Consider the following 25,854-nt stretch of genomic DNA (forward strand, 5'->3'; position numbering starts at 1 on the left):
CAATAAGTAAAGAGCTAGATTGTGTTGGAGTGGTAGTTCAGTTGGTTAGAATACCTGCCTGTCACGCAGGGGGTCGCGGGTTCGAGTCCCGTCCATTCCGCCATTTTTCTCAGTTCTAATATTTAGTTATATTAACTCAGGAAAAGGTAATCACCTCACATTGTGAGGCTGTAGTTTATATTATTAGTCTTTATGCTAATAAAGCTCTTATACCTCGAAGTTGAACAACTTCCACATTATATTGATAAAATCATGATTGGGTGTGTAGCTCAGTTGGGAGAGCGTCGCCCTTACAAGGCGAATGTCGGGAGTTCGAACCTCTCCACACCCACCATATCGTTAATTATTCCCTATTTATTTTCCTACCTAATCAAAAATCTTATTCAGCTCAAAAATTTACCTTCCTTCGTATTTTTTATGGTAAATCCCTCAAAATTATTTTTTATATTGTAAGTTTATCTATTACTTATCATTATTTTTCCTTTTTAGCCTAATATTGTGTAAATATTGTATTGCGTAAGAAATACTTGCTGGTAATATCAGGCTATGTGCTTCTATACTTGAAGCGTATAAGTGACACAATGATAAAAAATAAAATTTCCAATAAAAATAACAATGGAGCTTATTTATGACTACTTCCTCAAAATTCATGTTTAGAGCAAGTCTTGTTGCGGTCTCTGTGGCAGCAGCGTCATCAGCTTATTCTGCAGGTTTTGCTTTAAATGATCACAGTGCTACAGCTTCAGGTAAGGCCTTAGGTGGTGTAGCGGCTTCTAATGAAGATATTTCTGCCAGCTTCTGGAACCCTGCGCTCTTTGTAAATGCTAAAGAGACAACAGTTTATGCATCGGGTGCTTATGTCATGCCAAGTATGGATGTGACAGTAAATTCTGCATCAGATGCTCAGGGTACAGATTTAACTGCAGATGGCGCGACAAATGATTCTGTTGATAATACTTTAGTTCCTGCTTTCTATTTTGCGAAACCTATTAATGATAAGACTGTGGCTGGCATCTCGTTAAACGTACCGTTTGGTTTGTCGGGTGATTATGGTCAAGATTGGGCTGGCCGTTTTCATGCTACGGAAACAGCAATTCAAGATATTGCATTAAGTTTTGCTCTTGCACATCGTATGAATGATTGGGTGTCATTAGGTGCGAGTATTCAAGTGCATCGTGCGGAAGTTGTCTTAGAATCGTCTGTAGGTGCAGTTAATGCTCCTTTAAGAGAGGGCGTTGGTCGCATTGAGGCGGACGATATAAGTTACGGATATAGTTTGGGTGTGGCATTAGAACCAAGAAAAGGTACACGTGTAGGTTTAGGGTATCGTAGTGAAGTGGATTTTGATTTCAAGGGTGATGTAAAATATACTGATGTGAATAGCGCTTTAGCAGGATATGCTAAACTTTCTGATGCTTCTGTAAGTGACTCAATTACTTTTCCCTCAGTACTGACATTGAGTGTTGAGCAGGATTTGACACCCAAATTAGTGTTAGGTCTTACTGCTATTAGAACGGGTTGGGGGTCAATGGATGGTATTAATATTGACTTTGATAGCGCGCAAAGTAACTCAGTACTTACTTTTGGTTTTGAAGATCAATGGATGTATTCTGCGGGCTTGACTTACTTCTACTCTGATAAGTTGACCTTACGGACTGGTGTTGCTATGGATAATTCGCCTGTTACTGATGAGTATCGTTCTGCTCGTACACCGGATGGTGATCGTAAATGGATCTCTATTGGCGGGACTTATAACTTCAATGATATGACATCGGCTACCTTCGCCTTTACCCATGTGATGATAGAGGATGTTTCAGTTAATCGTAGTGGTTTAACTGAAGATTCTGCTCGTGGGAAGTTAAACGCAGATTATGAATCCTCAGCCAATGTTGTCTCTGTTGCTATGAACATGGCGTTCTAAGTCATCCCTTCATAGTTATTGCACTTTAAAAAAGCCAGAATTCAATTTGAACTCTGGCTTTTTTGTGTCTGGCATTTGATGATATTTTGAGGAAGGCGTTGTTTTTATTACTTTTGATAAAGTGTCTTAATATACCATGCGCAGTTCTTTTGCTTTGGCGTTATCTCTTTCTGTCCAGTCTGACATAGGGGAAGGTTTGGCAAAGTAATAGCCTTGTAGTGTCTGGCAGCCTAGTGCTGCCAGCAGATTAGCTTGTTCTTTGGTTTCGATACCTTCTGCAATCACTTTCATGCCAAGTGATTCTGCTAGTTGTATGGTGGATTTCACTATATCTACATGACGTTGATCGCCAGGCAAGGGAGAAACAAAACGACGGTCTATTTTGAGAATGTTAGCGGGAATGTCTACAAGCTGTCCCAGTGACGCCTGACCTGTGCCAAAGTCATCAATGGCAATTGAGTAGCCATATTGAGATAAGCTTCTTAAACGCTTGTGTATAAGCGGGTGAGTCATTACTGGGCTGGTTTCTGTAATCTCAAGTTCTAACATATCACTCAACCATGGGTTATCAGCAATCAATGCCATCAACAGAGCAAAAAATGAATCATTCATAAGTTCTTGCCCAGCCAGATTAAAGGCTATTGGAGTATGAATATGCTCTTTATGCCATTCTGTGAGAGTGCTTACGAGTTCGCGTACTAGGTTTTCGGCAAGTAGCGGAAGTAAGCCTAATTTTTCTGCGATTTTAATGAAAGTGGTAGGTGGAACAAATTGTCCATCACATTGCCATCTAGCGAGAGCCTCAAAGGAGCGGATTTGTCCATTTGGCGATACTTGTGGTTGTAGCCATAATACTATTTTTTTATTTTTAATGGCTGTACTCAACTTTAGGCCAAGCTTGTGTTCTTCAATGAGTTTTTGTTCGAGGCTGTGGTTGTAGTATGAGAATCTATCTGTACTTGTCGAATACTCTAATGCCATTTCACAGTGTTCTAATAGTTCTTCTGCCGTTTTACCGTCGGTATGGTAATAGGCTATACCAACTTGATAGTCCATATTTAATCTATTGCCATCAACTGTTATCTGGCTAGGTAGTACAGAATGTATGAGGGCAGATAGGTTTTTTTGAATTAAATAAGCTTGTCCTAATGGTACAAAACAGGAAAATTTTACGCCTCGTAAGCGACCAATAATGGCTTGTTCGGATAGCTTTTTTTGCAGTGTTTTTGAGAAATTGAGAATAACTTTGTTGGCGTTATCTTTACCGTATTGTTTATTTAGTAATTTAAACTGGCTGATACGGATAATGAACATAGCACCAGTTAAGTGATTGTCTTGCTCATCAATGCGTTGATTTACTTGTCTACAGAAGTGTCTATGGTTAGGTAAAAGTGTGAGTAAATCAAAGTGTGCTAAACGACTGTTAGTTTGTTGTGTGTTTTCAAGTTCTTGCTGTATTGCTTTTAATTGAGTCGTGTTTTGCAAATGAAGAACATAATAACCATGTTGGGTTAACGATGCTCTACGTATCTCAATGTGTATGTTTGTTTTTTGCTTTAGTGTGCATTCCGCTATGTTTGATTGCCAAAAAAAACGACCAGTTTCACCAAGAGGAGATAGCCAATCAGTAATGGTTGAATCTGATATGTTTTTTTGTGGGGAATCTGTAAGTAACTCACGAACTAATTGATTAGCTTTGAGGATTTTGCCTCGTTGATCGCAAAGTAAAGTAGGCGTCCCTGTGTTCTCAAAAAATTCCTCATACATGGCGTAATTATCATTAAGTTTTTGATAAAGCAATCGCATGTGAGAGGTGTTGTTTTCGAGAGTTTGAATAATTCTTGAGACTGCGAAAGGTAAGCCAATGTTCAGTGTAACAAACGTGAGTAACTGAAAATAGAAAGAAGATGCGATGTCTATTTGGGTGTTATCACTAGTCACCAAGTAAAAAGGATAGATATTAATAATCATCGCTACTAAGGAGGCTTTAAAGCTGAAAAGCAAGCGAGTAATGAGTGGTAAAGAATATAGAGATACTAAAGCGTATTTTTCAGCATGAAATTCATCGCTGAATGCCAGTAGCAGAAGGCTTGTTGTGATTAGAGTGATAAGAAATAAAACTGCTGTAATCTTTGTGTGTTTTTTACTGAAGTAAAGTAGCCCTCCGAGAAGACATAAATACACGCTATTGATTCCTAAAAAGGAGAGGTCTCTTGGGATAAATAACGAATGTATTTCTGACACTATAAAGATGCAGGTCGTCAGCGCGAGTAAAATTCGTAAAGCGTTTTGCTGGAGTGCTTTTTCATCGCCTCCTGCAGATTGCGCTGAATCAACCAAAAAATAATTTTTAAGAAAATTGATAAACATTAATAAACTTCATAATGCGAAAAAATAAGCCGCAGTTATTTGCGGCTTTCAATAGACAGTACCTAAAAATCAAGAATTTGACTATGCCAGTTTATAATTTAAATTAAAAAATCATGTGTTTATTTGTCGTAAATGATTGTCCCAATGTAAGGTTGTGTATTTTTTGAGCTCTTTGCTGACGTTTTGTACAGGATTGCTTTTTAGTTGAGAGCCAATACCGCTTGTTAGTAAAAATTCATGGGCGTTGTCTGTAGCAACCAGACCGCAAACATCTCGGCAGTTTTCCACTCCTAAGAAGGTTTTTGAGCTCACATGCCAGTAGGCAACTAATCCACCTCTAGGTGTACTTATAGCAAGTATTTCACCTGAGCTATCGAAGCAAACGCTGCCACAGTACTGTTTAAATCTAACTCTCACTTCTTCTGGAATAGGCAGATATTCTAGTTCTAACTGATCAAGACGAGATAGGGCAACTAATGGTACTTGGTCCCACATTTCGCCTTGATATTGAAAACCTAATGCAACGATTCCTTGTTGGTTTACATCAAGGTGTCGGATGCTCAATTGGTGTAAATCATCGCTATTGGCAGACTGATTTAAAATGCTACCATCTTTTAGATTTAGATAAGTAACGTTTGGCTTCATGGTATCCAGATTTAAGATTTTTCGGTCTTCGTCTGGATGAGTCATCAATCCACCATTGGCAATCACTAATACTTGGTCATTTAAAAGAACGGACTCATGAGGGCCAATACCATTACTGTTAAAAGATTGAATCACCTGGCCACTTGGCCAATCGCGCACAAATATTTTACCTTGTCCGGATGGGTAGTGGTTTTCTTGAGTGATTAGGTGTTTGCCATCAGTGGTAAAAAGAGCGTGACCATAAAAATGATGTTCTTTAATAGGCTCGATTCTCGTTATTCTTTGATGAGTCGATACATTAAAGAAATCTATAAAAAAACCAGGCCTTCGGGCAACAATACCAACAATGCTTTGGCTAGGGTGGACAACCGGAGCGTGTGCTCTATCTAAAAGTTGAACATTCCATACTATGTCGCCTTTTTCATCGAATAGACCAAAAAAATGTTCTTGTTTATTCAAAGAATATGCGGAGGCGTAAAGTTTCTTACCTGCATCCTGTTGGGTTAATGTTGCCCATGATGGTGCAGTAATGACTGCGCCACTCATCGCAAGGAAAGACCGTCTTGAAAGCATCTATGGTTAGTCTCCGTCTCTGCTATTAAAGCCTATCTGGAAGCCTAGTTGAGTAACCATACTGGCGAGATAAGACTGGCTATTAGATATCGATTTCACTAAAGGTTTCGCTAGAGCAATACGATCTTCTTGTGTATGGTTTGCATGGAAAAAATCACTCGGTAATTGAAGTGCTAATTTAATATTCTGCGTTAGTTGTACTTCAAACTGTTCAGCTAGCTCAGGATTTTTCTGTTTGGCGATTTCATACAAAGACGGTGAGCCTGCATGATAAATCTCACGATATGACTGCAAATTCTTTTGGATGGCTCTTAAGGAAAGATCGCTTCGGTAAAATTCGGCAAGTTTTAGGTTTTCACGGCTGTTATAGCCTATCGGGGTTTCAAGCTTGGCGTCTTTAACCGCCGACATATGCTCGATCCATTGCTGTAAAAACAATTCTAGTGCGACTTTTTCTGGATCAAAGCCAGTGCCTTCTTCGTCAAATACCCAATCTTGCGCTGTTCCATTTTGCCATTGCTTTGCGACAGCGTCAGCACTTTCTAAGTGATGAGCTGTGACTTTTTCAAGCAAACGACAATGCTCGGCGGATTGTATTGGCTCGAAATCAGGGTGGTAAAGCAAACTTTCGATTGCCGTTAAGCCGCGTACCGCAATACTCGCTGATGTCCAGAATTTTGGTGCATCCATAACTGCAGGATCGCCTTGTGCTAGAGCTCTTAGTTGACGTTGAGTTACGCCTTTTTTGTCGGGCCAATACTCAAAAGCGTAGTAACGCATAAAGTAAGTGACGGGGCCAAAGTTTAGCCACTGAACCTGCTGCCAATCCAACGCATTGGTCTGGAACGCGTCTTGCGCGTCATGAAGTGTTTCTTTAGATGGTGAAGCACAGAGTGCATCTGTGCGTTGTTGTAATGTCTTTGATGATTCAGAATAGGATTCATAGCCTTGTTTGACCACGTTGGCTACGATGCCGTCGAGTGGACCTTCCCACTGACCAGCTAAGGCAAGCAGAGGTGTGGAAGCGCTAATGGCTAGGGCTATTAGCTTAGGAAAATGTTTCATTAAAGCGACTCCAAAAAGTAAATGAGTTTTTTGCGTTGTTCTTTGTTTAGATTCTTATAAAATTCTTTGCTACGTTTAGCTTCTCCGCCATGCCAAAGAATGGCTTCTTCTATTGTTCGAGCACGACCATCATGCAAGAAGCCAACACGGCCTGAGATTTTTTCAGATAATCCAATGCCCCATAATGGCGCTGTTCGCCATTCGCTCGAGGATGCTGAAAAGCTTGGAAATCCACTAGCGAGTTCTGGTCCCATATCGTGTAATAGCATGTCTGTAAAAGGGTAAAAAGTACGATTATTTAATACCGCAAAATCTGAATTATTGCCCGTTTTCATTTTGGGAATGTGACAGCTAGCGCAACCTCCTTCTTCAAAAAAGCGCTTTCCGTCTAAAAAAATGTCGCTGGTTAGATTACGCATTGCTGGAGGTGAAGACAATGATACAAAAAGATCGACCAATCTAGCTTGCTGTTTATCGACTTCCAAATTATCTAAATGTGGACTGTTACCATTTGGGCTTTCCATGCAATCGCGTTGAAAAGCTGTGCAGTCGCCCGACGGTGACGGATTAAGCGGCGTCGATAGTCCTAAATCGGTATTAAATGCAGACTGATTTTGCGCGCTAACACTTGCCACAGAGGCTTTATAGCCAAAACGACCAATGACCTTTTTTTCACCATTGAATATCCAGCTGACACGTCCACTAATGCCATCGTTATTTGTATCGTCAGGATCGGCGCCAGATATAATTATTTCGTCAGGAATGTTATCTAATAACCCCATTCCAACCAAAGCTGGTGATACCAGCATGGTAAAGCCAGTGTTGCTTTCGAAGTCGCCATAATTAAGCTTGCTCCAATGAAGTTTGGGTTTTCTTAGTTTGACTTCTGTACCATCGTCTAGTGTTTCAGTGTACGTACTGTAGGTGAGGTAATAATCGCCTTCAGGCGAAATACCTGGAGAGCTTTGGCCTTGTAACTGATGTCCATAACGTTTGTCGCCAATGTGAGGATAGATTTTATTGGTCTTGTTGTCGTAAGCAGGGTAAGACTTTCCTAGCTTAATTAAAAAAGAAGGAACGGATGCGCCACTTATATTCGCTTCTGGAGCGTGACCACGACCATTATTGACATGGCAATTATTGCACGAGCGAGTATTAAATAGCGGACCTAAACCATCGCTAGCGGTCGTCGAAGAGGGTGCTGGTACCCAAAACTTTTGAAATACACCTTCGCCAATATGAAAGTCGAGTTTGTCTTCAACCTTAATTCCTACAAGAGGTGTTGAATAATCACTGGCTACAGCTGTGTTCTGAAAACAAAAAAAGCTGGCGTAAACGCCAGCTACTAGAAAAATACCATTTCTTACATTTGCTGTCATAAATAGACAAATACCATTAACTGACTAAATGACACATCTTCCTTGGTATCCCATTCGTTAATTTTATAGGGTGGTAGATTATTCTGCTCTCTATTGAAATACCGCACTTGGGTTGTCTAAGCTGTCTGACCCTTCAAGAGCAATACCTTCAAGGTTCAACTCATGAATGACTTCTTCAGTAGTACGTGTTTCATTAACTAATGAATCAACAAAGTTTTGTACCAGTTGATTGCCTTTAGTGTTATTCATCGCAATTAGAACATCAAAGGTCTGGCCTTTTTTAGCGGCATCTACCATTGCCTGTGCAGCAGCTTCTGTTTCGTTTAGCTTTTGCTTCATTTCTGTGTCTAACTGAGGGTTTTGCTTAGCGACAAGATCAGATAGAGATGCACCTTTAACCCAGCTACCGTCTACACGTTTGTACTCACCTAGATAGGCATTTTTGATGCCTTTAGCGTCATAGTAGTGTGACCAATGTGTATTGTCAGAGAAGCAGTCATGTTCTTCTTCTGGGTCGTGCAACATCAAACCAAGTTTAGTTCTTTCGCCACCTAATTCGCCATATGCCAAACTTCCCATACCGGTAAGAATAGTAGATAGGCCTTGTTCTGGTGATTGTTCCAATAATGCAACACGTGCAGCGCCACCTTGTTTCCAATTATTCGCCATTTCTTCTAAATCGGAAATAAGCAAATCGGTAGCCGCTACTAAATAGTCACGGCGACGATCGCAGTTGCCATTTGAACAATTATTTAGATCAAAATCCGTAGCAGGACGTTCGCCCGCTCCAGGATTAGTGCCGTTTAGATCTTGACCCCATAGTAAAAACTCAATGGCGTGATAACCACTAGCGACATTTGCTTCTACGCCATCAGCTTCTTGAAGGCTGTCGGCAATAAGTGCAGGAGTAATATTGGTTGTATCTATTTTCACGCCGCCAATCATCAAACTTGTAGAGGCGATAACATTTGCAGCATAAAGAGGGTTTAAATCGGATTCGGTTCCGTAGCTGTCTGCTGCAACGTAATCGATCAGGCCTTCGTCTAATGGCCAAGCGTTAACTTTACCTTCCCACTCATCCACAATTGGATTGCCGAAGCGATAGACTTCGCTTTGCTGATAAGGAACACGAGCAGCAACCCATGCAGTACGAGCGGCTTTCAAGTTTACTTCTGTAGGATTAGCTAAGAATGTATCAATAGAGGAACGAAGTGTTTTTGCAGTTGTTAAAGAGTCACCATAAACAGCTTCGGCAATATCAGCATAATGAACGACAACTGAATCTGCTGTGATAACGCTAGATTCTTTTTTTACGGTAGCTGGTCCGCAGGCTGTAAGCATCGCACCAGTAACGCAAATTGCGATGGGGGTTAACAATCGTTTCATGTCTGAAGCTCCAATATTATTTTGTTAAAGCATAATATTAGAAATGAAAACGATTATCAATGACTGTCTTTGCACATTTTTTACATTAATAGTGGGGAACTATTAATTCCCACACTGATATTGAAAGGTATTGCCTGCCGTATTGTGAAGGTCATATTCACATGCTTTATCTCTTAAAAGATTCTGTCCTTCCCAAGAAACACTCATGCTGATTGGTGATTTGTTCTTATAGCTAGGAATGAATCGATACGCTGCAACTACATCAATACTGCTGTTAGCCCCTAACTGAATTGACTGCCCAATAAGTCGCTGACGAGTTTCAGTGTTATATAAGGTGTAATCCGTAGTGTATTCCTGATCACCGTTTGCGTGAGAGAAATTCAACCAAATCTTACGATAGGTTTGTGGTTCAGACGTCGGATTAGTAAAGCGTAATTTCGTATAGATAATTTGAGAACTGGATAGGCTTGTTTGTGCATTTTGGCTGACTTTAACATAAGAAGAGCTTGCTTCCTGCCAAGGCATATTAGTACCAAATGATGCATCAACAATCTGAATGCTTTCTTTTGCAAAATGTGTTTCTGCAAATTCAACTAGATCCTTTGCTGGCGCGTACAAAGCTAAGGCGATGATGCCAAAAAGTGCAACTTTATGAATAGTATGAGTAGGGCTTATTAGCTTGATCATATCCACATCCTTAAAATATCTTTACTGTTTATTTGTACAGTACTGTATATTCAGACAGTATATTTGTACAGAGTCTTTTTTAAAAATAGTTTGCATTTCTCAAAAAAATTCTTGGTTTTGGTCTGTTTGATGTTTTTAAAAAAATTAACAAATAATGTTTGATTTTATTTAGTGTATTGAATTTTAAGGGAATATTCATGATTCCCACAGCCTTCTTAACGGTTTCTGTGGACAAGATTTTGTAATTCTTTTTTTGCTTTTATTTGGCGAAAAACACACCCGATTCGATGGTAATAAATGACCCAGACACTATAATGCAGCCACAAATAAGTGATGGGGTAGGTTGTGGATAAAGTTGATGTGATCGTAATTGGTGCCGGAGCGTCTGGTTTAATGTGTGCGGCAACAGCAGGCTACCGAGGTAAAAAAGTGGTGGTGTTGGATCACGCAAATAGAGCAGGTAAAAAAATTCTTATGTCTGGTGGAGGTCGTTGCAATTTTACTAACATGGATGCTGCTCCTAAACATTTTTTATCTGACAACCCATACTTCTGTATTTCTGCGCTACGTCGTTTTTCGTCGCAAGACTTTGTTGATCTAGTGGATCGTCATGGTTTAGATTATGTGGAGAAAACTCCAGGACAATTATTTTGTGAACATTCCGCAAAAGACCTGCTTGATATATTGCTGACAGAGCTTGAATGGTCTGGGGCAGAGTTAAAGTTAAATACAAAAATTCATAATATTGATTTTCAAGACGGGCAGACCGTTATTAAAACTAACCAAGGGGACTTTACTTGCGAATCCCTCGTGGTTGCCACTGGTGGTTTGTCGATTCCAACCATGGGTGCAACAGGCTTTGGTTACGACATCGCTAAACAAGTCGGACACAATATTTTACCAACTCGTGCTAGCTTAGTGCCTATTACGGTACAACCAGATCGTAAAGCACAACTAGCTGAATTGTCAGGTATTGCGTGCGAGATCTCCGCAACAGCAAGTGGTGTGACTTTTCAAGAGCCAATGCTGTTTACTCATCGTGGCGTAAGTGGCCCATCTATTTTGCAAATAACCAATTTTTGGCAACCGGGCGAAGCGCTCAACATTAATATCGCACCGACTTTATCGTTAGACGACTTACTTGCTGTGCGCCAAAGTACTCCGAAAAAAAGCTACGAAGGATTCTTATCAAATTTATTACCAAAGCGATTGGTAGAGCTAATTAAAATAGAATTACCTTGGTTAACCGAGCGAAGCGCACAAACATCCAACGATCAAATCGACAGCCTGTTTCATTATCTTGCCAACTTTGACATCGCTCCTAATGGTACCGAAGGCTATCGCACCGCAGAAGTAACTCTAGGTGGCGTAAACACCAACGAAGTCTCCTCGAAAACCTTCGAATCACAAAAACAAAAAGGGCTTTATTTTATTGGTGAAGTGCTCGACGTAACAGGTTGGCTTGGTGGTTATAACTTCCAGTGGGCATGGGCGAGCGGGTTTTGTGCAGGACAGTATGTTTGAAAAAAAAAGCCGACATTTAACTGTCGGCCCTTTGATGCTTATTTAATTATATCTATTAAGCTGTCTTGATTTGTGGCTTGCTTTGGCTTTTTACAAACAAGATACAGCCAGCTAATACGAGTAAGGGTAGTACAGGATCGTAGATGCTGCCTAGGCTGCCGAATATTAGGTTCAGGATCATGATAAGTGATCCACCAATAGCCCAAGCTATTGTTGTTGGAACAGTCCAGATCACCAACTGTTTTTTCACTTCAGTAACGCCCATTAAACGGTTAACAATGTGGAATAGGCTGTCATTAAAGTAACCAGCGAACAAACTCCCCATAGTTGCGGCAGACGCAGCAAACAGCATGTTAACGCCTTGCATTTCTGCTAGTACTGGCGCTGAGATAGAGGCTGCAGTAATCATCGACACCGTGCCGCTTCCTTGGATGATTCTAACTAAGGTCGCAATAATGAACGGGATCATGATTGGCGATATAGAAAGAGCAACAATTTGGTTAGCAATTTCTGCACCTGCGCCAGATTCACGTAATACGCTGCCTAATGCACCACCTGCGCCTGTTACCAAAAGAATGATGCCACAAGTAGATATGCCTTCTTCTAGTTTCCGGGTTGTTGTCTCTTTATCCAAATAAGGCGTTAGCGTATACACAGCAAGTAATGTACTGATTGAAAGCGCAATAATAGGATTACCAAGGAAGTTAAAAGCAACACCAACGACGCTAGTAGATAAGCCTTCCATACCGAATTGTTTCTCGGCAAGACTCATAAGCGACTTAATTAAAATTAGGACGATTGGAACCACAATCGGCATGATTGATTTAATCAGCGAAGGAAGTTCTTTTGACTCCTTAGAAGCCATGTAATCATCATGGATTTTCTTAAGATCGTCATCAGCGGCTAAAGTTGGTGAAACTGAAAATTCAGGGAAGTGCTTTTCCAACCAGCGAGCATACAAAACAATACCGTATACACAAGGAATGGCGATTAAGAGACCAAAACCAAGCATAGAAGCCAAGTCGACATTAAAGATACTTGCTACGCCCAATGGGCCAGGTGTTGGTGGAATACAGTGATGGGCAACAACCAAACCACCAGCAAGCGCTACTGTTAAGGTTAAGATAGAGCGATCGGATTTTTTTGCTAAAGACTTAGCAATCGGGTACAAAATTATCAGTGCGCTGTCCACAAAAACAGGAATACTGACGATGTAGCCTGTAATAGCTAAAGCCATTTCCTCTTTTTTCTTCCCTAGCCACTTGATGAAGTGATAAGCAATTGATTCGCCAGCACCAGAGGTTTCTAAAATTGCCCCCATCATGACGCCTAAACCGATAACAATACCGATACCGCCTAATGTTCCACCAAATCCTTTGCTAATGGCTAACATGGTTTCATCAACACTCAACCCACCGATTAAACCGGCAATGCATGCTGCAATTAGCATGGCAATTAACACGTGAACTCTTGTTCTTAATACTAAAAATATTAAAACGAATACAGCTATTATCAAGCCGATTACAGATATAGGTAGCATGTTTTTATTTCCTTTATTTTTATTAGAGATTATTTTTTATTTTACTGATTCTACATATTCACTAAATATCGAATTGAAGTTGCTATCTTTTATAAAGCCTAGTGATAGCTCTTTTTCGTTATTAATGGATTTTGGCCAGCTTGAAACGATTTTTTCGATCTTTGAGTCTTTTTCATAGGAAATAAAACCAAGATAAGACTCATCATATTCGCTGGAAAGGCATTCAATCATTTCTTTTGGAGATGTTTGTAAGCCCGGTAGGTTAATGGTTCTAAATCCCTCTAAACTATCTGTATTGATCTGACTGGCGTGAACAATATTTTTAATGACAGTGTTTGGGCTGGATACCCACAGGGGTAGATTTAGATCGACTGGGCAGTTGGTTTTCTCATGCTTTAAGGGTTCGCGAATGATGCCACTAACAAAAGAAGATGCCGCTTTATTCGGTGTTCCTGGGCGTATGCAAATGGTAGGTAAGCGCACAGATACAGCATCAACAAAGCCTTTTCGCGCATAGTCATTCACTAATAATTCACAGATGGCTTTTTGAGTGCCATAAGATGAACTAGGTTGCATTGCTGTCATGTAATCGATTTTTTCTGGTAGTTGTCCGCCGAATACAGCAAGAGAACTTGAAAAAACAAAGCGAATATTTGTGTTGGCTTCGCGGCAACGATCCAATAAAAGTTGAGTCGCTTTTAAATTAACCAACATACCAAGTTCAAAATCTTCTTCCGCATGGCTTGATACGATTGCCGCAAGATGAAAAACATGAGTTGTTTCTTTATCAATGATCTTTTTAACTTCTTCTGCAACGGTAATATCAGCAATAATAGATTGGATTCTGTTACTTGTTATCAAACCTGGATTTAATGAAACTCTATCAACAATTTTAATACTGTTTATTGTATGGAAGTTTTCCAATAAATTTTTTAATAGTTCAGTACCTAAAAAACCAGCTCCGCCAGTAATGACAATATTCATATTTTTATCCTTATACTTTTTATTTTGACTTTTTTATAAATAAGGTTTGACCCAAGCTAAGCCACTTTCTGTGGTGTTTTTTGGATTGTATTCACAGCCAATCCAGCCCTTATATCCAGACTCGTCCAATATGTTGAATAAATGCGGATAGTTGATTTCGCCTTCAGATGGTTCATGTCTTTTAGGGACAGAAGCAATTTGAATATGACCGGTGACATCAGCAAGATCTTGAATTAGGTGGGTTAGATCACCATCCATAATTTGGGCGTGATAAATGTCTAATTGAAGTTTGACGTTTGGTCGATCTACTTGTCTTATTAGCTCAGCAGCTTCTCTTTGATGAGCAATAAAATAGTTAGGAACATCACGGTTATTCAGTGGCTCAATCATGAGCTCGATACCGTGCGTAGCAAATTCGTCTGCGGCAAAGCGAATGTTATTTATGAATGTGTTGATATGTTCTTCACGGGTGAAGTTTTGATCAACAATGCCAGACATAGCATGTACTTTTTTGCAGTTAAGCGCTTTTGCGTAGGTTAAAGCGGTTTCTACACTTTGTTGGAATTCTTTTTCACGGCCTGGGATAGCGGCAAAGCCTCGTTCACCTGCATCCCAGTTGCCAGGAGGCATGTTAAACAAAGCCTGTTCAAATTCATATTGCTCTAATTTAGACGCTAAGACATCAGCGTCAAAAGCATAAGGAAATAGATATTCAACTGCTTTAAAGCCCGCATTATGTGCTCGTTCAAAGCGTTCTAAGAACGGCACATCGGTAAATAACATGGTTAGATTTGCTGCAAATTTAGCCATTATTTGCCTCTCCCTTTTAGATCAGTTACTTCGTCATCGGTTAAATAACGAGTAGGTTTGTTTGCTAATAAAAAGAACAATTTAGCGGTTTCTTCTAGCTCTTCTGCATTATCAACAGCATCTAAAAAATCGCTACCAGTGATGATTGGCCCATGATTAGCTAACAAAAACGCTCGATATTTGCCCGCCAGTTTTGCAAGGTCTTCAGCAATATGTGGGGAGCCTGGGCGATAGTAAGGGACAACCGGAAGCTCACCGACTCGCATCACGTAGTAAGGCGTAAATGCTTTGATGGCGTTGCTAGGATCCAGATTTTCTAGACAAGAAAGCGCCGTCAAATAAGTAGAGTGCAAATGCACGATAGCGTTGCAGTTTGGATCTTTCTCATAAATGGCTAGATGAAAAGCCACTTCTTTTGAAGGTCGTTTACCAGATAGGTGGTTACCGTTTTTATCAACGACAGACAGGTCTTCTGCAACTAAGCGACCAAAAGATGACCCCGTCGGCGTCGCTAAGAAATGACCATTAGGTAGTTTCAACGATAAATTACCGGCACCACCTGTTGCGTAGCCACGGTCAAACATAGAGCGAGCTAAGTCGACCATCTGTTGTCTCAATTCAGCTTCATTCATTAAAAGTACCCCTGAGCCGTGGTGAAAAAGTTCTCGTCGCCAAAATTGCCAGATTTTAGCGCCAGCGATAAATCTTGATTGATCGCTTTTACCCAAGGCACGCCAGGGGCAATTTGAGGACCGATGTGAAAGCTATCGACTTTTAGGCTTTGAGTTACAACGCCTGACGTCTCGCCACCTGCAACGATAAAATTACGTATGCCGGAATCTTGCAGCTTGATAGCCAACATACTAAAGAGAGTTTCAACGGCTTGGCTGGACGCCTCAGCGCCATATTGCTGCTGAATCGTTTTGAGCTTTTCAGCATCCGCCGTGGCGTAAACGATAGGGGCCAATGATTGGTTAGCATGGCTGACAACCCAATCAAACACATCGTTGACGTAGTTTTCATTGCTCATGCACTGCTCAATATCAAGGGTAAAGAAAGGCGCTTTGGCTTTATAAAGCTCAACTTGCTTGTTGGTCATGACAGAGCATGAGCCTGAAAATATGACGGTTGGTGCTTTGGCTGGGTGACCTGCTTGTTTTGCTTGGGTTTGGTCTTGTAAGTGTTCCCCCCAGTTTTTTGCAATACCTGATGCTAAACCTGAACCGCCAGTTACTAATTTCAATGAGCTAACTGCTTTGCCAATCTCATTAAGGTGTTCCGCTGTAAAAGCATCGACAACGGCGTAACGTTTTCCTTGTGCTTTTAGCTCAGCAAATTCACCAATAATGGCGTCTGCGCCTTGCTCAATACTTTGATAATTAATCAGTCCCGTTTTGCCTTTAGATTGCGCGTCCATCAAATCCATAAGATTAGAATTAGTCATTGGAGTGACTGGGTGGTTACGCATACCTGATTCACTGAGCAACTGACCAAGCACAAAAAGATGGCCGCTAAAAACAGTGCGTCCGTTAACTGGCAGGGCAGGGCAGACAATAGTAAAGTCTTCGCCTAAGACATCCAGAAGCGCATCCGTTACTGGACCGATGTTGCCTTTAGCCGTGCTATCAAAGGTTGAACAGTACTTAAAATAAAATTGTTTGCAGCCCTGTGCTTGAAGCCATTTCAGAGCCGCAACAGATTGTTCAATCGCTTGTTCGGTCGGGCATGAGCGCGACTTTAAACTAACGACGACAGCGTCTGCATTTATCTCCGTATTTGCTGAAGGGATGCCGTTCACTTGAATAGTACGCATGCCATTTTCAACAAGAAAACCTGCAATATCGGTAGCACCAGTAAAGTCGTCGGCAATAACACCTAATAACATATTACTTCTCCACGCCTGGTAAATTGATTCCATCAAAGATCTTGATAACCGCACTGTCATCTTCTTGGCCGAAACCTGCGTTACTAGCAGAAAGGAACATATTTAAAGCAGTGCTAGATAAAGGAAGAGGGAACTTAAGTTCTTTGGCGGTATCTGCAACAAGGTTTAAGTCTTTAACAAAAATATCCACCATAGATTTAGGTGAATAGTCGCCATCGACAACATGTTTCATGCGGTTTTCAAACATCCAAGAGTTGCCAGCAGCATTTGTGACAACGTCATACATAAGATCAAGCGGGATGTTTGCACGAGCAGCAAGCGCCATCGCTTCTGCTCCAGCAGCAATATGTACACCAGCGAGCAGTTGATGGATGATTTTAACCGTCGCACCAAGGCCAATCTCTTCGCCAATGTTGTAGACTTTAGCCGCTGTCGCATCTAGGACAGGCTGTAGTTTCTCGAAGGCTTCTAGCGATCCGGATGCCATGACAGTCATGTCACCTGTTGCCGCTTTCGCTGCACCGCCAGACACGGGCGCATCGAGCATCAATAATTGGTATTGAGAGAGTTTTTGGTGAATGGCTTTAGCATCTTCAGCAGAAATAGTTGCAGACACCATGACGGCAGTTTGTGGTTTTAGTGCGGCGGCTAAGCCGCTGCCAAAAAGTACAGCGTTTACTTGTTTTGCGTTTACAACAAGCACTAAGACAGCGTCTAATTGCTCGGCAAAATCTAAAGCGCTGCTAGAAACTGCTTTAGCTCCTGCTAGGCTTAGTTCTTCCAAGGCTTTAGGGTTTAAGTCAAAACCATAGACGTCCAATCCTGCGTTAATACAAGACTTAGCTGCGCCCATGCCCATTGAGCCTAGTCCGATCACGCCAACGGATTTCGCTTTATTTGTCATACAATACCTACTGAATTATTGTTAGTTTATGTTCAGATTTGTGATTTTATAATCGATAGGAATGATTAAAACGCTTTATTTCACATATTTCAACAATAATTAACACATGGCCTGAAAGGTTTTTGTGTTTTTTGTCTATGCGCTGTGTTGCTATAGTGATGGATAGCGTGAAAACTAGTGCTTTCATGGATTGTATTGATACTTTTTCACATAAATTCACATGGCGGTTTTTTTTTGTTAAGCTGCAGTGGAAGTAATTTTGCGAATTGAACGGCGGAAAGATGATTCCAGTAGAGCGGCAAAGAAAGATCCTGACATTATTAAAGAATCAAGAAGTAGTGAGTATTTCAGAGCTGGTTGATTTATTTAATGTGTCTCATATGACTATTCGCCGAGATATTGAAAAACTTGAGGCTATTGGCAAAGTTAGTTCAGTTTCTGGAGGCGTGCAGCTAGCAAGAAACATTCATATTGAGCTCTCGCATGATATTAAAATCACACAGTTTGCAACTGAGAAAGAGCAAATTGGCAAGTTGGCTTCGAGTATCATTGCTCCAAATATGACGATATACCTTGATGCAGGAACCACAACGTTAGAAATTGCTCATCAAATAACGCAAAGAAATGATCTGCTCATTATCACTAACGACTTTGCTATATCGGCTTTCCTAATGGCAAATTCTGCTAACGATATTTACCATACAGGCGGAAAAATCGACCGACAGAACCAGTCTACCGTTGGATCAAAAGTGGCCGATTTTTTATTAAGCATGAACATCGATATCGCCTTTATCTCGACTTCGTCTTGGAATTTGAAAGGTCTATCTACACCAAATGAAGATAAAGTCATTGTTAAGCATGCTATTGCTAAATCATCGAAAGCTGTCTGTCTGGTTTCCGACACCTCTAAATATGGGAAAATTGCCGCCTTTCATGCATTGGATATGGAGCGAATTGATACCATTATTACCGACTCAGGATTGCCAGAAAGCGCGTTTAATGAATTGAAAGATAAAGGTATAGATATTTTAACAGCATGATGTGTTAGTTATCGATCTTTAGTCAGAAACAGATAGAAGAGGGAAGATATACTTACATTTGCATGCGCACATTACCTTTCCTCTCATCCTGAAACAGCCACTATTCTATCACTTTATAAACCGCGGCAATGTCTTCCTCCGCAAAGCCCGCTTTTATCGCTTGTTTGAACGCTTCATTGGTAATCGCGGCGGTTGGCAAAGGTTGCTCAAGTTGATCGCCTAGGGCAATTGCAAGGCGCAGGTCTTTTTGCATGTATTTGAGCGGAAGCCGAGTGAAAGCTGCCGCCCACCGCAAGAAACCAACTCGGCTCATTACATTATGATAGCTGCTTGGTAGACTTCGTTGTCTTTAATTCATCTAGCCCTGCTTGAAATGTCATAATTGGACGATAGCTTAAATCTTGTTTGGCTTTGGTAATGTCTAGGGTAACTTCTACAGCGCTTGTGGCGTATTCTTGAAAAGTAACAGGAAGTGGACTGCTTTTAGGGACTAGACGACGGCGTAAGCTGTCTAACTTTGCAATTACTAGAGGAATGAAACCAGGGATGTTTTTATCTGGAACAGTTAGTCCGTGGGCTTCGATTAGGCCAGAAATGGTCTCTCGGAAGGGTCTATCATCGCCATCGCTAATGAAATAGATTTCCTTAGGGGTGCCGCGATAGAGAGAGGCTTCAACGGCATGGCATAAGTTGGCAATGTGCGTCGTTGACGAGAGATAGTGTCCGCCGCCGATCCAGGAAAATGTTTGATTTTCAATAGCCTTTAGTATTTGTGGCATGGCTGTTGTATCGTCGCGCCCCCAGACAAAGCGAGGTCGCAGCACAATAACAGTGAAAGCGTCACAATTCGCATTTAACGCTATCCTTTCCGCTAGTTGCTTGGTGTGTGAGTAGTCTCCTACACTCTTTTTTGGATATGAGGCGTCTTCCGACACATTTTTCATAGGCTTGCCTGTCAGTACTACTGAATCAGTGCTGATATGAATGAACCGTTTCACTCCAGCTACCTTAGCGGCTGTGAGCAGTTGGGCTGTACCATCGACATTCGTTTTATATTGGTTTTTGGAAAGGTTCTTGTGGTCTGTATCCGCTGCTGTATGAATTACGATATCACAGTCTTTTAGCTCATTTCTTAGTGCATGGCGATGTAGATCTCCATATACGAATGTTAACGAGGTATCTTTAAGGATTTTGGCTTTTTCTGTGTCTCGTGAAAGACCAACGATCTCATGAGACTGAGCTAAGTGTCTAGCGACATTCCGTCCAACATAACCTGTAACGCCAGATATAAAAATTTTCATAGTGCACCTATATAAACTCGTGATTTTACATGTGAACACATTATGTAATTTTGTCCACCTTTGGGTAACTTAACAGGTTAACACTTGATGCCAATATGTTTTTTAGGCATGCTTTCGTATCTACAGAAGATGGATAGAATTTAACGTGATTATTCTCAGAGAAGCGCAGAAACTTATTTTGAAGTATGGGTACCCTAAAGTGACCATGACAGACATTGCCAATGCCTGTCAGATTTCTCGAACTACTCTTTATAAGTCATATCCAAATAAAGAGTCGATTGTCGTTGGTCTAATCAATGAATCACTAGAGCATAATATTTGCGAGACAGAAGGATTAGCTTTGTCTGATCTATCGTTTCGCAGAAAGCTTGAGCGTTTTTTTGATGTTTGGACGCTTCAACCAGCAGCTTCAGTGATAGTGTTGGATACAGGGCGAGATATTTTACAAAATGTATCTTCTTATGCACCTGATGCAGTTAATAATCACTATGAAATTTTTCAGGCTATGCTTGCTGAGTTAATTAGAGGTGTTTTGCCAACGGATTCTAGTTTGGATGCTCAAGATTTAGCTTACATTTTTTCAGTTACTTCTCGCGGACTTAAGGCTAATGCTCAGACTTTAGAGACATTAACAAATCAAATTGACCTATTAATTGACATTATAATTAAAACTGTCGAACCTGCTTTTTAAATATGACATGAAACGAAGGTAAGTGCTGAGCTGCTTAATTTAATAACTCTCTTAATGGGATGTTGTTTTGTATGGTGTTGCTGATTGCACTTATGTGTTAGATATTCAGAGGCTTATTCTTTTAGTTAGTCTCACTGAGATTCATCGCAGCTGAATTTTAAGATTCCATTTTTCTCAAAAAATGCTCATGTAAGGACGCTGCCTTCAGGATAAAAAAGCTCATACTACAATTCTGTGGACTGTGGACTGTGGACTGTGGACTGTAGATCCATGAATTTAGATAACACACTGAGAAGAGATAAGAGAAAAGAAGTTAGTGGAGTACTCAACTAACTTCTTAAATGTTACTGCAATGACTACTTTATCACTTTATAAACCGCGGCAATGTCTTCCTCCGCAAAGCCTGCTTTTATTGCTTGTTTAAAGGCTTCGTTGGCAATTGCTGCAGTTGGCAAAGGTTGCTCAAGTTGATCGCCTAGGGCAACCGCAAGGCGCATATCTTTTTGCATGTGTTTAAGCGGAAAGCTGGTGGTGTAGTTCTCATTCAGCAGCATGGCGCCTTTGCCTTTAAACATCGGATTCGACATGGCGCCAGCATCGACGATGTCTAAAATCTGCTGACCGTCTAAACCAGCTTTTTGTCCCAAAGACATGCCTTCGCTGAAAATGCTTAACATGCCGCCCATCATCATATTAACGACTAGCTTCATGTTAGCGCCTTGGCCGACATCGCCAAGATACGGTGACATTTTACCCATCACCTCAAACGCAGGTTTAACATCGTCATAAAGGGATTGATCGCCAGCGGCGAGAATGATCAAAGTACCGTCTTCAGCGGGCTTTTTCGTACCAGAAACCGGTGCTTCCAAAAAACGTCCGCCAGCTTGGCTGATTAAACCAGCAATGGTTTTAGAGGTTGTGTCGTTTACTGTCGACATATCAACATAACCACGACCAGCGCCAATACCTGTTACAACACCATCCGGACCTTGGCAAAGCGCTAACGCAGCTTCAGGATCAGACACCATCGCAAAGGTAACATCGCAATTAGCAGCAACGTCTTTTGGTGTTGAACCTTGGCGAGCTCCCAATGCGACTAACTCAGCACATTTTTCTGAATTGCGATTCCATACCGTCACATCGAATCCAGCCTTAACCAAATTCGCTGCCATCGCCTTACCCATGATGCCTAAACCTAAAAACCCAACACTAGCCATAAAACTCTCTCTTATTTGGTGTTATTTCTGACAGTGTAACAAATAGAAAAGGTGGAGTTGCTCAAAAATGGGATAGGAAATGAAAAATGGCTTAGCTTTTAGATGGCTTCTATCTCCAAACCAAAAAAAAACCAGTCATTTATCATGACTGGTTTTCTGGGGGGTCTATTTGCTAAGCGCTTAGTTTCTGTTGTTTAGCGCGGTGCTGCCGTTTTTGTCTACGCTATAGATTGTCCAACGTTCGTTGGCAAACTGTTGTTTGGCGAAGACTTCAGCCACAACTCGACGGTTTAGTTTTCTACCGTCTTCTGTGTCGTTATCTGCGATAGGGCGGGTTGCGCCATAACCAATGCCTTTTACACGGTCTGCTTGGATTCTAAAACTATCTACCAGCACGTCAGCAATCGCTGAGGCGCGTTGTTGAGATAACTCTTGGTTTAGCTCTGCTGAACCTTGGCTGTCTGTGTGGCCTTCAATGACCACTGTGCTTGCTGGGTGTTCTTTTAAAAACTTAGCAAGATCTTTCAGCTCAGAATAAAAGCGCTGTTTAATATCAGCTTTACCTGTATCAAATAGAATGTTTAGTTCTACTGAGAGTAGTTTGGTCGTTTGGTTAGGGCAGCCATAGTTGTCTACAGCTGCGCCTTCAGTGGTGCCTGGGCAAAGGTCTCGAGCATCAATAACGCCATCTCGATCTGCATCAGCCAATCGAGACTGTACATTGGAAGCATATAGGCTTTCGGCAGCAGATAGATGCCCGTAAACCAGTAATATTCCTGTTAGTGCGATGGTTTTAATGAGAGTCTTCATGGCGCTATTGCTACCCTTTAAGTTCTACGATTCTGTTAGCTTAAGAAATACAAGGCAATAAGACTATCGTATTTTTGTAGCGTTGTTTAATAAATCGCTTTTTTTGTAAACTTATGTAATTACCAGCTACCGGTATTTTCCATGGATGCCCATGGTTCAGCGCTTTCAAGGGAGCCATCTTTTTGCAACAATTCGATCGAAATGCCATTGGGATCTTTGACAAAAGCCATATGCCCATCGCGAGGTGGTCGTAAAATGGTTACTCCCATAGATTGTAGCTTTTCACATACTTGGTAAATGTTGTCTACTTCAAAGGCTAGATGGCCGAATTGGTCGCCGCCAGTGTAAGTGCGATCACTCCAGTTATGAGTTAGTTCTACTTCTGGCGCACCTTGCTCAGTAGCGTAGTAGATAAGCGAAAATTGACCTTTCTCACTGTCCATACGTCTTGTTTGAATGAGGCCTAGGCCTTCAGTATAGAAGGTATGACTTTCTTCTGGTTTATCTGTTCTTATCATGGCATGTAGGTATCGAATAGACATGATCACTCCCTATTTTGGTGAAAATATTCGGGAGTATTATTGCAGTATCAGCTTGGCATTTCAAAACAATAGACAGAAGACTCCTTTTTAATTGGAGTGGTAAGTCTTGTTATTCTTCCCAGACCCAACGAAGAGGGTCGCCGAAGTCATCATAGATGATTTTTTTCTTAGGGCGCTTTTTGGTTGGTGCTGGTGGAGGGGATTTGCTGTGTTTTCGTTGTTGAATAGCGGCAACAACGTGATTTAATGGTGTGCGATCTTGTTTTGGCTCGTTAAAGCCCATATGGCTCGTGTTATACTTGCCATCAACTAAACCGGATTCCCCCATGTTGACTTGCTGGATCGTTCCGTTTTTCTTGATAAATTGATCTACCAGAGACTCAAGTTCTTTTCGTGTGTCTCTTTTTGTGGTTTTTGGTTTTATCATAGTGTTTTGGTTTGGGAAGATCCTTTAGTAAGTCGATGGGTTAAAAATTGATCGTAATCATCCATATTAAACGTAAGAGGTAGCTGGTGTCTATTAGCAACTTAATTGTGCACGAGATTCAAAAGCATGAAGGCGAGCGTAAAGCGATACTTATTGCGCGTCCAAATGAGAACCCAGTTGATGGGCAAGCCGAAGCCCTGTCTGCTCAGGTGACGAATCTATTTAATCGTTCTGGTATGAATACAGGGCGTTTTGTTAACCCTCAGGGAAGTGAGGAGGGCGCGCAATTACCCGCTCTACTTTTTAAGAATTTTAAAAACGATACCTTTGTGGATTTTGCGGGGTTTACCAAAGATTGCGCGGCGGAGTTCCTAAAATATTTAGAGCCTGTTGAAGAAGCCGAAGGTGGTTTGTTGTGGTTTAACCATTACGAGCTTCACGATACGCATTTCTTGTACATAGTGATGCTGAAACGCAAAAAAGGCATAGGCCTTGGTGCGGATCTTAGTTTGTCTCAAATTGAGCAGATTGAGATGGAAAAGCTTCACATGTCGTTGCGTATCAATTTGACAGCGTGGCAAGCTGGCGATGAAGGTCGTTATATTTCGTTTCGTTTTGGTCGTGCGCCAAAATTCGAGAGTGAGTATTTTACTCAGTTTATTGGTTGTGATGAACCTAAAGTCGCGGCAAAAGAAACGCGTAAGCTAGTAGATTTGACGGCGGCGTTTTGTCAGTCAGAAGGGTTTCCCTCTAAGCAGGCGAATGAATTCAAGAAAGTGGTTTCTGAGCATTGTCAGGCGAAAGCGCAAGACCGTGAACCTCTGGCGATTAAAGATATTGCTTCTCAGGTTGAATCTCGATTTTCTGTTGAGCAGGCAAATAAGTTTTTAGAAATTGCCGATTCAGATAGCTTTAAGATGGAAAAAGAAATTTTTGTCGAAAAAGCCGCACTGAAAAAATTGACGCGTTTGTCCGGCAGTTCTCGTGCTTTGACGATTAGTTTTGATAGCGAGCTGCTGGCTGAGTCGATTGTGTTTAATGCAGACTCTGGCACGCTTACTATTAAAGACTTGCCGAAGAGTCTGCTGAAACAATTGCAGGCAATGTCTAACTGATTTTGTGTTAGACAAGTCGAACTAATTTGAATGAACGTTAGAAGGTTTGTTAAAGACCCAACAAGCCTTCTAGTTCTTTCATGGTTTTAAAGCATTCAGTCGCACCTGCGGCAGCTTGCATTTTCTCATCAAGGGTTTCGCTAAAAGCTAGTACTCTCATTCCAGCAGCTCGTCCTGCCGTAATTCCTGCAATAGAATCTTCAATTACTAAGCAATCTTTCGGATCGACATTTAATGCTTGAGCTGCTTTTAGGTAAAGATCTGGCGCTGGTTTGCCATTTGCCACATCTTCGACACAGAAACGAGTAGAAAATCGCTCAGACAATTGAATTTTGTCTAATTTGAAGTTCATTTCTTGGCGTCGTGCATTGGTCGCCATGGCAATGGGGGCTGTTATTTTACTGAGTAAATCTCGCACACCGGAAATAGGTTCTAGATCAGCTTCGATGATGGCATGAAAACGCTGTCTATAATCTTCATCAAAGTTCGCTGGTAATGGCTTACCAAGTAATTTTTCGGCATTGATGAGGTTTTCTTTGTTGGTGAATCCGGTGAATTTTGCGTGCAAAGTCTCGTCGTCGAGTTCAAGGCCGCATTCACTAAGCATGGATTTTAAAATAGTATTGGATATGTTTTCTGTGTCGACAATGACACCATCGCAATCAAAGATTATTGCTTTGTAAGAGTAAGTCATAAAGAAGATATTTTGTTGTGAATGAGTATTGATGATAACGAATTTGAGGGGGGTTAAGGAAGGGAGGGGGTTTTATTATTTTTCTCCCCTTAAAAAGATCTATTTACGATACACTAACACCCAATTATTATGGGCTTATTCTTGTGGAGCTTAGTTACTTGTTTGACCAAGTTGCTGAGGACGAGCGCTTACTTTTTTGATTGCTTTTACAGTTGTTTTAAAGAAAGTAACAACAGCTTTAACACGGCGAGCACGTCTTTGACGGCGAGCGTGGTCTTCAACTGTAGTATCTGCGTAGCCCCATTTTGCTAAAAGTGCTTCGTATTGTTGTTGAGAGTCCATAG

Annotated in this window: 25 protein-coding genes and 2 tRNA genes; 7 read left to right on the forward strand and 20 right to left on the reverse strand. The window is 41.1% G+C overall.

Going from position 1 to position 25,854, the window contains the following annotated elements:
- Nucleotides 1-26 precede the first annotated feature (26 nt).
- The 3 genes from CCS02_RS16825 (at nt 27) to CCS02_RS16835 (ending at nt 1,921) form a co-directional block, all read left to right on the forward strand.
- Nucleotides 27-103, forward strand: a tRNA-Asp gene (locus tag CCS02_RS16825).
- Nucleotides 104-258: 155 nt separating this feature from the next.
- Nucleotides 259-334 (forward strand) — tRNA-Val (locus CCS02_RS16830).
- Between the two features lie 294 nt (nt 335-628).
- Nucleotides 629-1,921: an OmpP1/FadL family transporter gene (locus CCS02_RS16835; RefSeq protein ID WP_100637208.1), complete on the forward strand. Its 1,293-nt coding sequence runs from the start codon at nt 629-631 to the stop codon at nt 1,919-1,921.
- 126 nt (nt 1,922-2,047) lie between these two features.
- On the opposite strand, the gene CCS02_RS16840 is transcribed toward CCS02_RS16835, so the two are convergent.
- The 6 genes from CCS02_RS16840 to CCS02_RS16865 form a co-directional block, all read right to left on the reverse strand.
- Entirely contained in the window at nt 2,048-4,291 is a 2,244-nt protein-coding gene (locus CCS02_RS16840; protein ID WP_100637209.1) for a GGDEF domain-containing phosphodiesterase, read from the reverse strand.
- A 111-nt stretch (nt 4,292-4,402) separates the two neighbouring features.
- Nucleotides 4,403-5,509 (reverse strand): DUF1513 domain-containing protein, encoded by a 1,107-nt coding sequence (locus CCS02_RS16845; RefSeq protein ID WP_100188053.1) that lies wholly within the window; start codon nt 5,507-5,509, stop codon nt 4,403-4,405.
- A gap of 6 nt (nt 5,510-5,515) precedes the next feature.
- Nucleotides 5,516-6,574, reverse strand: a complete 1,059-nt coding sequence (locus CCS02_RS16850) for an imelysin family protein (RefSeq protein ID WP_100188052.1) — start codon at nt 6,572-6,574, stop codon at nt 5,516-5,518.
- The gene (locus CCS02_RS16855; RefSeq protein WP_100188051.1) at nt 6,574-7,953 is read right to left on the reverse strand and encodes a di-heme oxidoreductase family protein; all 1,380 of its coding nucleotides are present in this window, start codon (nt 7,951-7,953) and stop codon (nt 6,574-6,576) included. The genes CCS02_RS16850 and CCS02_RS16855 overlap by 1 nt, the downstream gene beginning before the upstream one ends.
- 90 nt (nt 7,954-8,043) lie before the next feature.
- Complete coding sequence (locus CCS02_RS16860; RefSeq protein ID WP_100188050.1) at nt 8,044-9,339, reverse strand: imelysin family protein; 1,296 nt, start codon at nt 9,337-9,339, stop codon at nt 8,044-8,046.
- 102 nt (nt 9,340-9,441) lie between these two features.
- On the reverse strand, nt 9,442-10,026 hold the full coding sequence (locus CCS02_RS16865) for a hypothetical protein (RefSeq protein WP_100188049.1): 585 nt from the start codon (nt 10,024-10,026) through the stop codon (nt 9,442-9,444).
- Nucleotides 10,027-10,371: 345 nt separating this feature from the next.
- Between CCS02_RS16865 and CCS02_RS16870 the strand changes: the two genes are divergently transcribed.
- Nucleotides 10,372-11,550, forward strand: coding sequence for an NAD(P)/FAD-dependent oxidoreductase (locus tag CCS02_RS16870; RefSeq protein ID WP_100637210.1), 1,179 nt, complete (start codon nt 10,372-10,374; stop codon nt 11,548-11,550).
- A 55-nt stretch (nt 11,551-11,605) separates the two neighbouring features.
- Here CCS02_RS16870 and CCS02_RS16875 read toward each other — a convergent pair whose 3' ends face one another.
- Genes CCS02_RS16875 through ltnD form a run of 6 tightly spaced genes read right to left on the reverse strand, consistent with a single transcriptional unit; the run spans nt 11,606 to nt 17,673 of the window.
- Nucleotides 11,606-13,090: a GntP family permease gene (locus CCS02_RS16875; protein WP_100637211.1), complete on the reverse strand. Its 1,485-nt coding sequence runs from the start codon at nt 13,088-13,090 to the stop codon at nt 11,606-11,608.
- Nucleotides 13,091-13,126: 36 nt separating this feature from the next.
- Nucleotides 13,127-14,074, reverse strand: coding sequence for a D-erythronate dehydrogenase (denD, locus tag CCS02_RS16880; protein WP_072839710.1), 948 nt, complete (start codon nt 14,072-14,074; stop codon nt 13,127-13,129).
- 33 nt (nt 14,075-14,107) lie between these two features.
- Nucleotides 14,108-14,884 carry a 2-oxo-tetronate isomerase gene (gene otnI / locus CCS02_RS16885; protein WP_100637212.1) on the reverse strand — a complete coding sequence of 259 codons (777 nt, stop codon included), beginning with the start codon at nt 14,882-14,884 and terminating at the stop codon, nt 14,108-14,110.
- Nucleotides 14,884-15,516, reverse strand: coding sequence for a 3-oxo-tetronate 4-phosphate decarboxylase (otnC, locus tag CCS02_RS16890; protein ID WP_012070249.1), 633 nt, complete (start codon nt 15,514-15,516; stop codon nt 14,884-14,886). Before otnC ends, otnI begins: the two co-directional genes overlap by 1 nt.
- Nucleotides 15,516-16,769, reverse strand: coding sequence for a 3-oxo-tetronate kinase (gene otnK / locus CCS02_RS16895; protein ID WP_100637213.1), 1,254 nt, complete (start codon nt 16,767-16,769; stop codon nt 15,516-15,518). The genes otnC and otnK overlap by 1 nt, the downstream gene beginning before the upstream one ends.
- Before the next feature lies 1 nt (nt 16,770).
- Nucleotides 16,771-17,673 carry an L-threonate dehydrogenase gene (ltnD, locus tag CCS02_RS16900; protein WP_100637214.1) on the reverse strand — a complete coding sequence of 301 codons (903 nt, stop codon included), beginning with the start codon at nt 17,671-17,673 and terminating at the stop codon, nt 16,771-16,773.
- Between the two features lie 281 nt (nt 17,674-17,954).
- On the opposite strand from ltnD, the gene CCS02_RS16905 reads away from it, so the two are divergent.
- Nucleotides 17,955-18,713 carry a DeoR/GlpR family DNA-binding transcription regulator gene (locus CCS02_RS16905; RefSeq protein WP_100637215.1) on the forward strand — a complete coding sequence of 253 codons (759 nt, stop codon included), beginning with the start codon at nt 17,955-17,957 and terminating at the stop codon, nt 18,711-18,713.
- 100 nt (nt 18,714-18,813) lie between these two features.
- Here CCS02_RS16905 and CCS02_RS16910 read toward each other — a convergent pair whose 3' ends face one another.
- Nucleotides 18,814-19,026 (reverse strand): NAD-binding protein, encoded by a 213-nt coding sequence (locus CCS02_RS16910; RefSeq protein WP_232728900.1) that lies wholly within the window; start codon nt 19,024-19,026, stop codon nt 18,814-18,816.
- A 4-nt stretch (nt 19,027-19,030) separates the two neighbouring features.
- On the reverse strand, nt 19,031-20,014 hold the full coding sequence (locus CCS02_RS16915; protein ID WP_100637216.1) for an NAD-dependent epimerase/dehydratase family protein: 984 nt from the start codon (nt 20,012-20,014) through the stop codon (nt 19,031-19,033).
- Between the two features lie 145 nt (nt 20,015-20,159).
- Between CCS02_RS16915 and CCS02_RS16920 the strand changes: the two genes are divergently transcribed.
- On the forward strand, nt 20,160-20,705 hold the full coding sequence (locus CCS02_RS16920; protein WP_072839718.1) for a TetR/AcrR family transcriptional regulator: 546 nt from the start codon (nt 20,160-20,162) through the stop codon (nt 20,703-20,705).
- A 356-nt stretch (nt 20,706-21,061) separates the two neighbouring features.
- On the opposite strand, the gene CCS02_RS16925 is transcribed toward CCS02_RS16920, so the two are convergent.
- From CCS02_RS16925 to CCS02_RS16940, 4 genes are all read right to left on the reverse strand, one after another.
- Nucleotides 21,062-21,922 carry an NAD(P)-dependent oxidoreductase gene (locus CCS02_RS16925; RefSeq protein WP_100637217.1) on the reverse strand — a complete coding sequence of 287 codons (861 nt, stop codon included), beginning with the start codon at nt 21,920-21,922 and terminating at the stop codon, nt 21,062-21,064.
- 180 nt (nt 21,923-22,102) lie between these two features.
- Nucleotides 22,103-22,732, reverse strand: a complete 630-nt coding sequence (locus CCS02_RS16930) for an OmpA family protein (protein WP_100637218.1) — start codon at nt 22,730-22,732, stop codon at nt 22,103-22,105.
- A gap of 119 nt (nt 22,733-22,851) precedes the next feature.
- Nucleotides 22,852-23,274 carry a VOC family protein gene (locus tag CCS02_RS16935; RefSeq protein WP_100637219.1) on the reverse strand — a complete coding sequence of 141 codons (423 nt, stop codon included), beginning with the start codon at nt 23,272-23,274 and terminating at the stop codon, nt 22,852-22,854.
- Nucleotides 23,275-23,383: 109 nt separating this feature from the next.
- Nucleotides 23,384-23,701: a hypothetical protein gene (locus CCS02_RS16940; protein WP_100188038.1), complete on the reverse strand. Its 318-nt coding sequence runs from the start codon at nt 23,699-23,701 to the stop codon at nt 23,384-23,386.
- Nucleotides 23,702-23,787: 86 nt separating this feature from the next.
- Between CCS02_RS16940 and CCS02_RS16945 the strand changes: the two genes are divergently transcribed.
- Nucleotides 23,788-24,816 (forward strand): nucleoid-associated protein, encoded by a 1,029-nt coding sequence (locus tag CCS02_RS16945; protein ID WP_100188037.1) that lies wholly within the window; start codon nt 23,788-23,790, stop codon nt 24,814-24,816.
- Between the two features lie 49 nt (nt 24,817-24,865).
- Here the strand turns inward: CCS02_RS16945 and CCS02_RS16950 are convergent, their stop codons facing one another.
- Together CCS02_RS16950 and CCS02_RS16955 are read right to left on the reverse strand one after the other, a co-directional pair.
- Nucleotides 24,866-25,510, reverse strand: coding sequence for an HAD family hydrolase (locus tag CCS02_RS16950; protein WP_100637220.1), 645 nt, complete (start codon nt 25,508-25,510; stop codon nt 24,866-24,868).
- 150 nt (nt 25,511-25,660) lie between these two features.
- Complete coding sequence (locus tag CCS02_RS16955; protein ID WP_100188035.1) at nt 25,661-25,852, reverse strand: hypothetical protein; 192 nt, start codon at nt 25,850-25,852, stop codon at nt 25,661-25,663.
- Nucleotides 25,853-25,854: the final 2 nt, after the last annotated feature.

This window comes from Marinomonas sp. ef1, assembly GCF_002806845.1.
Classification (GTDB): domain Bacteria; phylum Pseudomonadota; class Gammaproteobacteria; order Pseudomonadales; family Marinomonadaceae; genus Marinomonas; species Marinomonas polaris.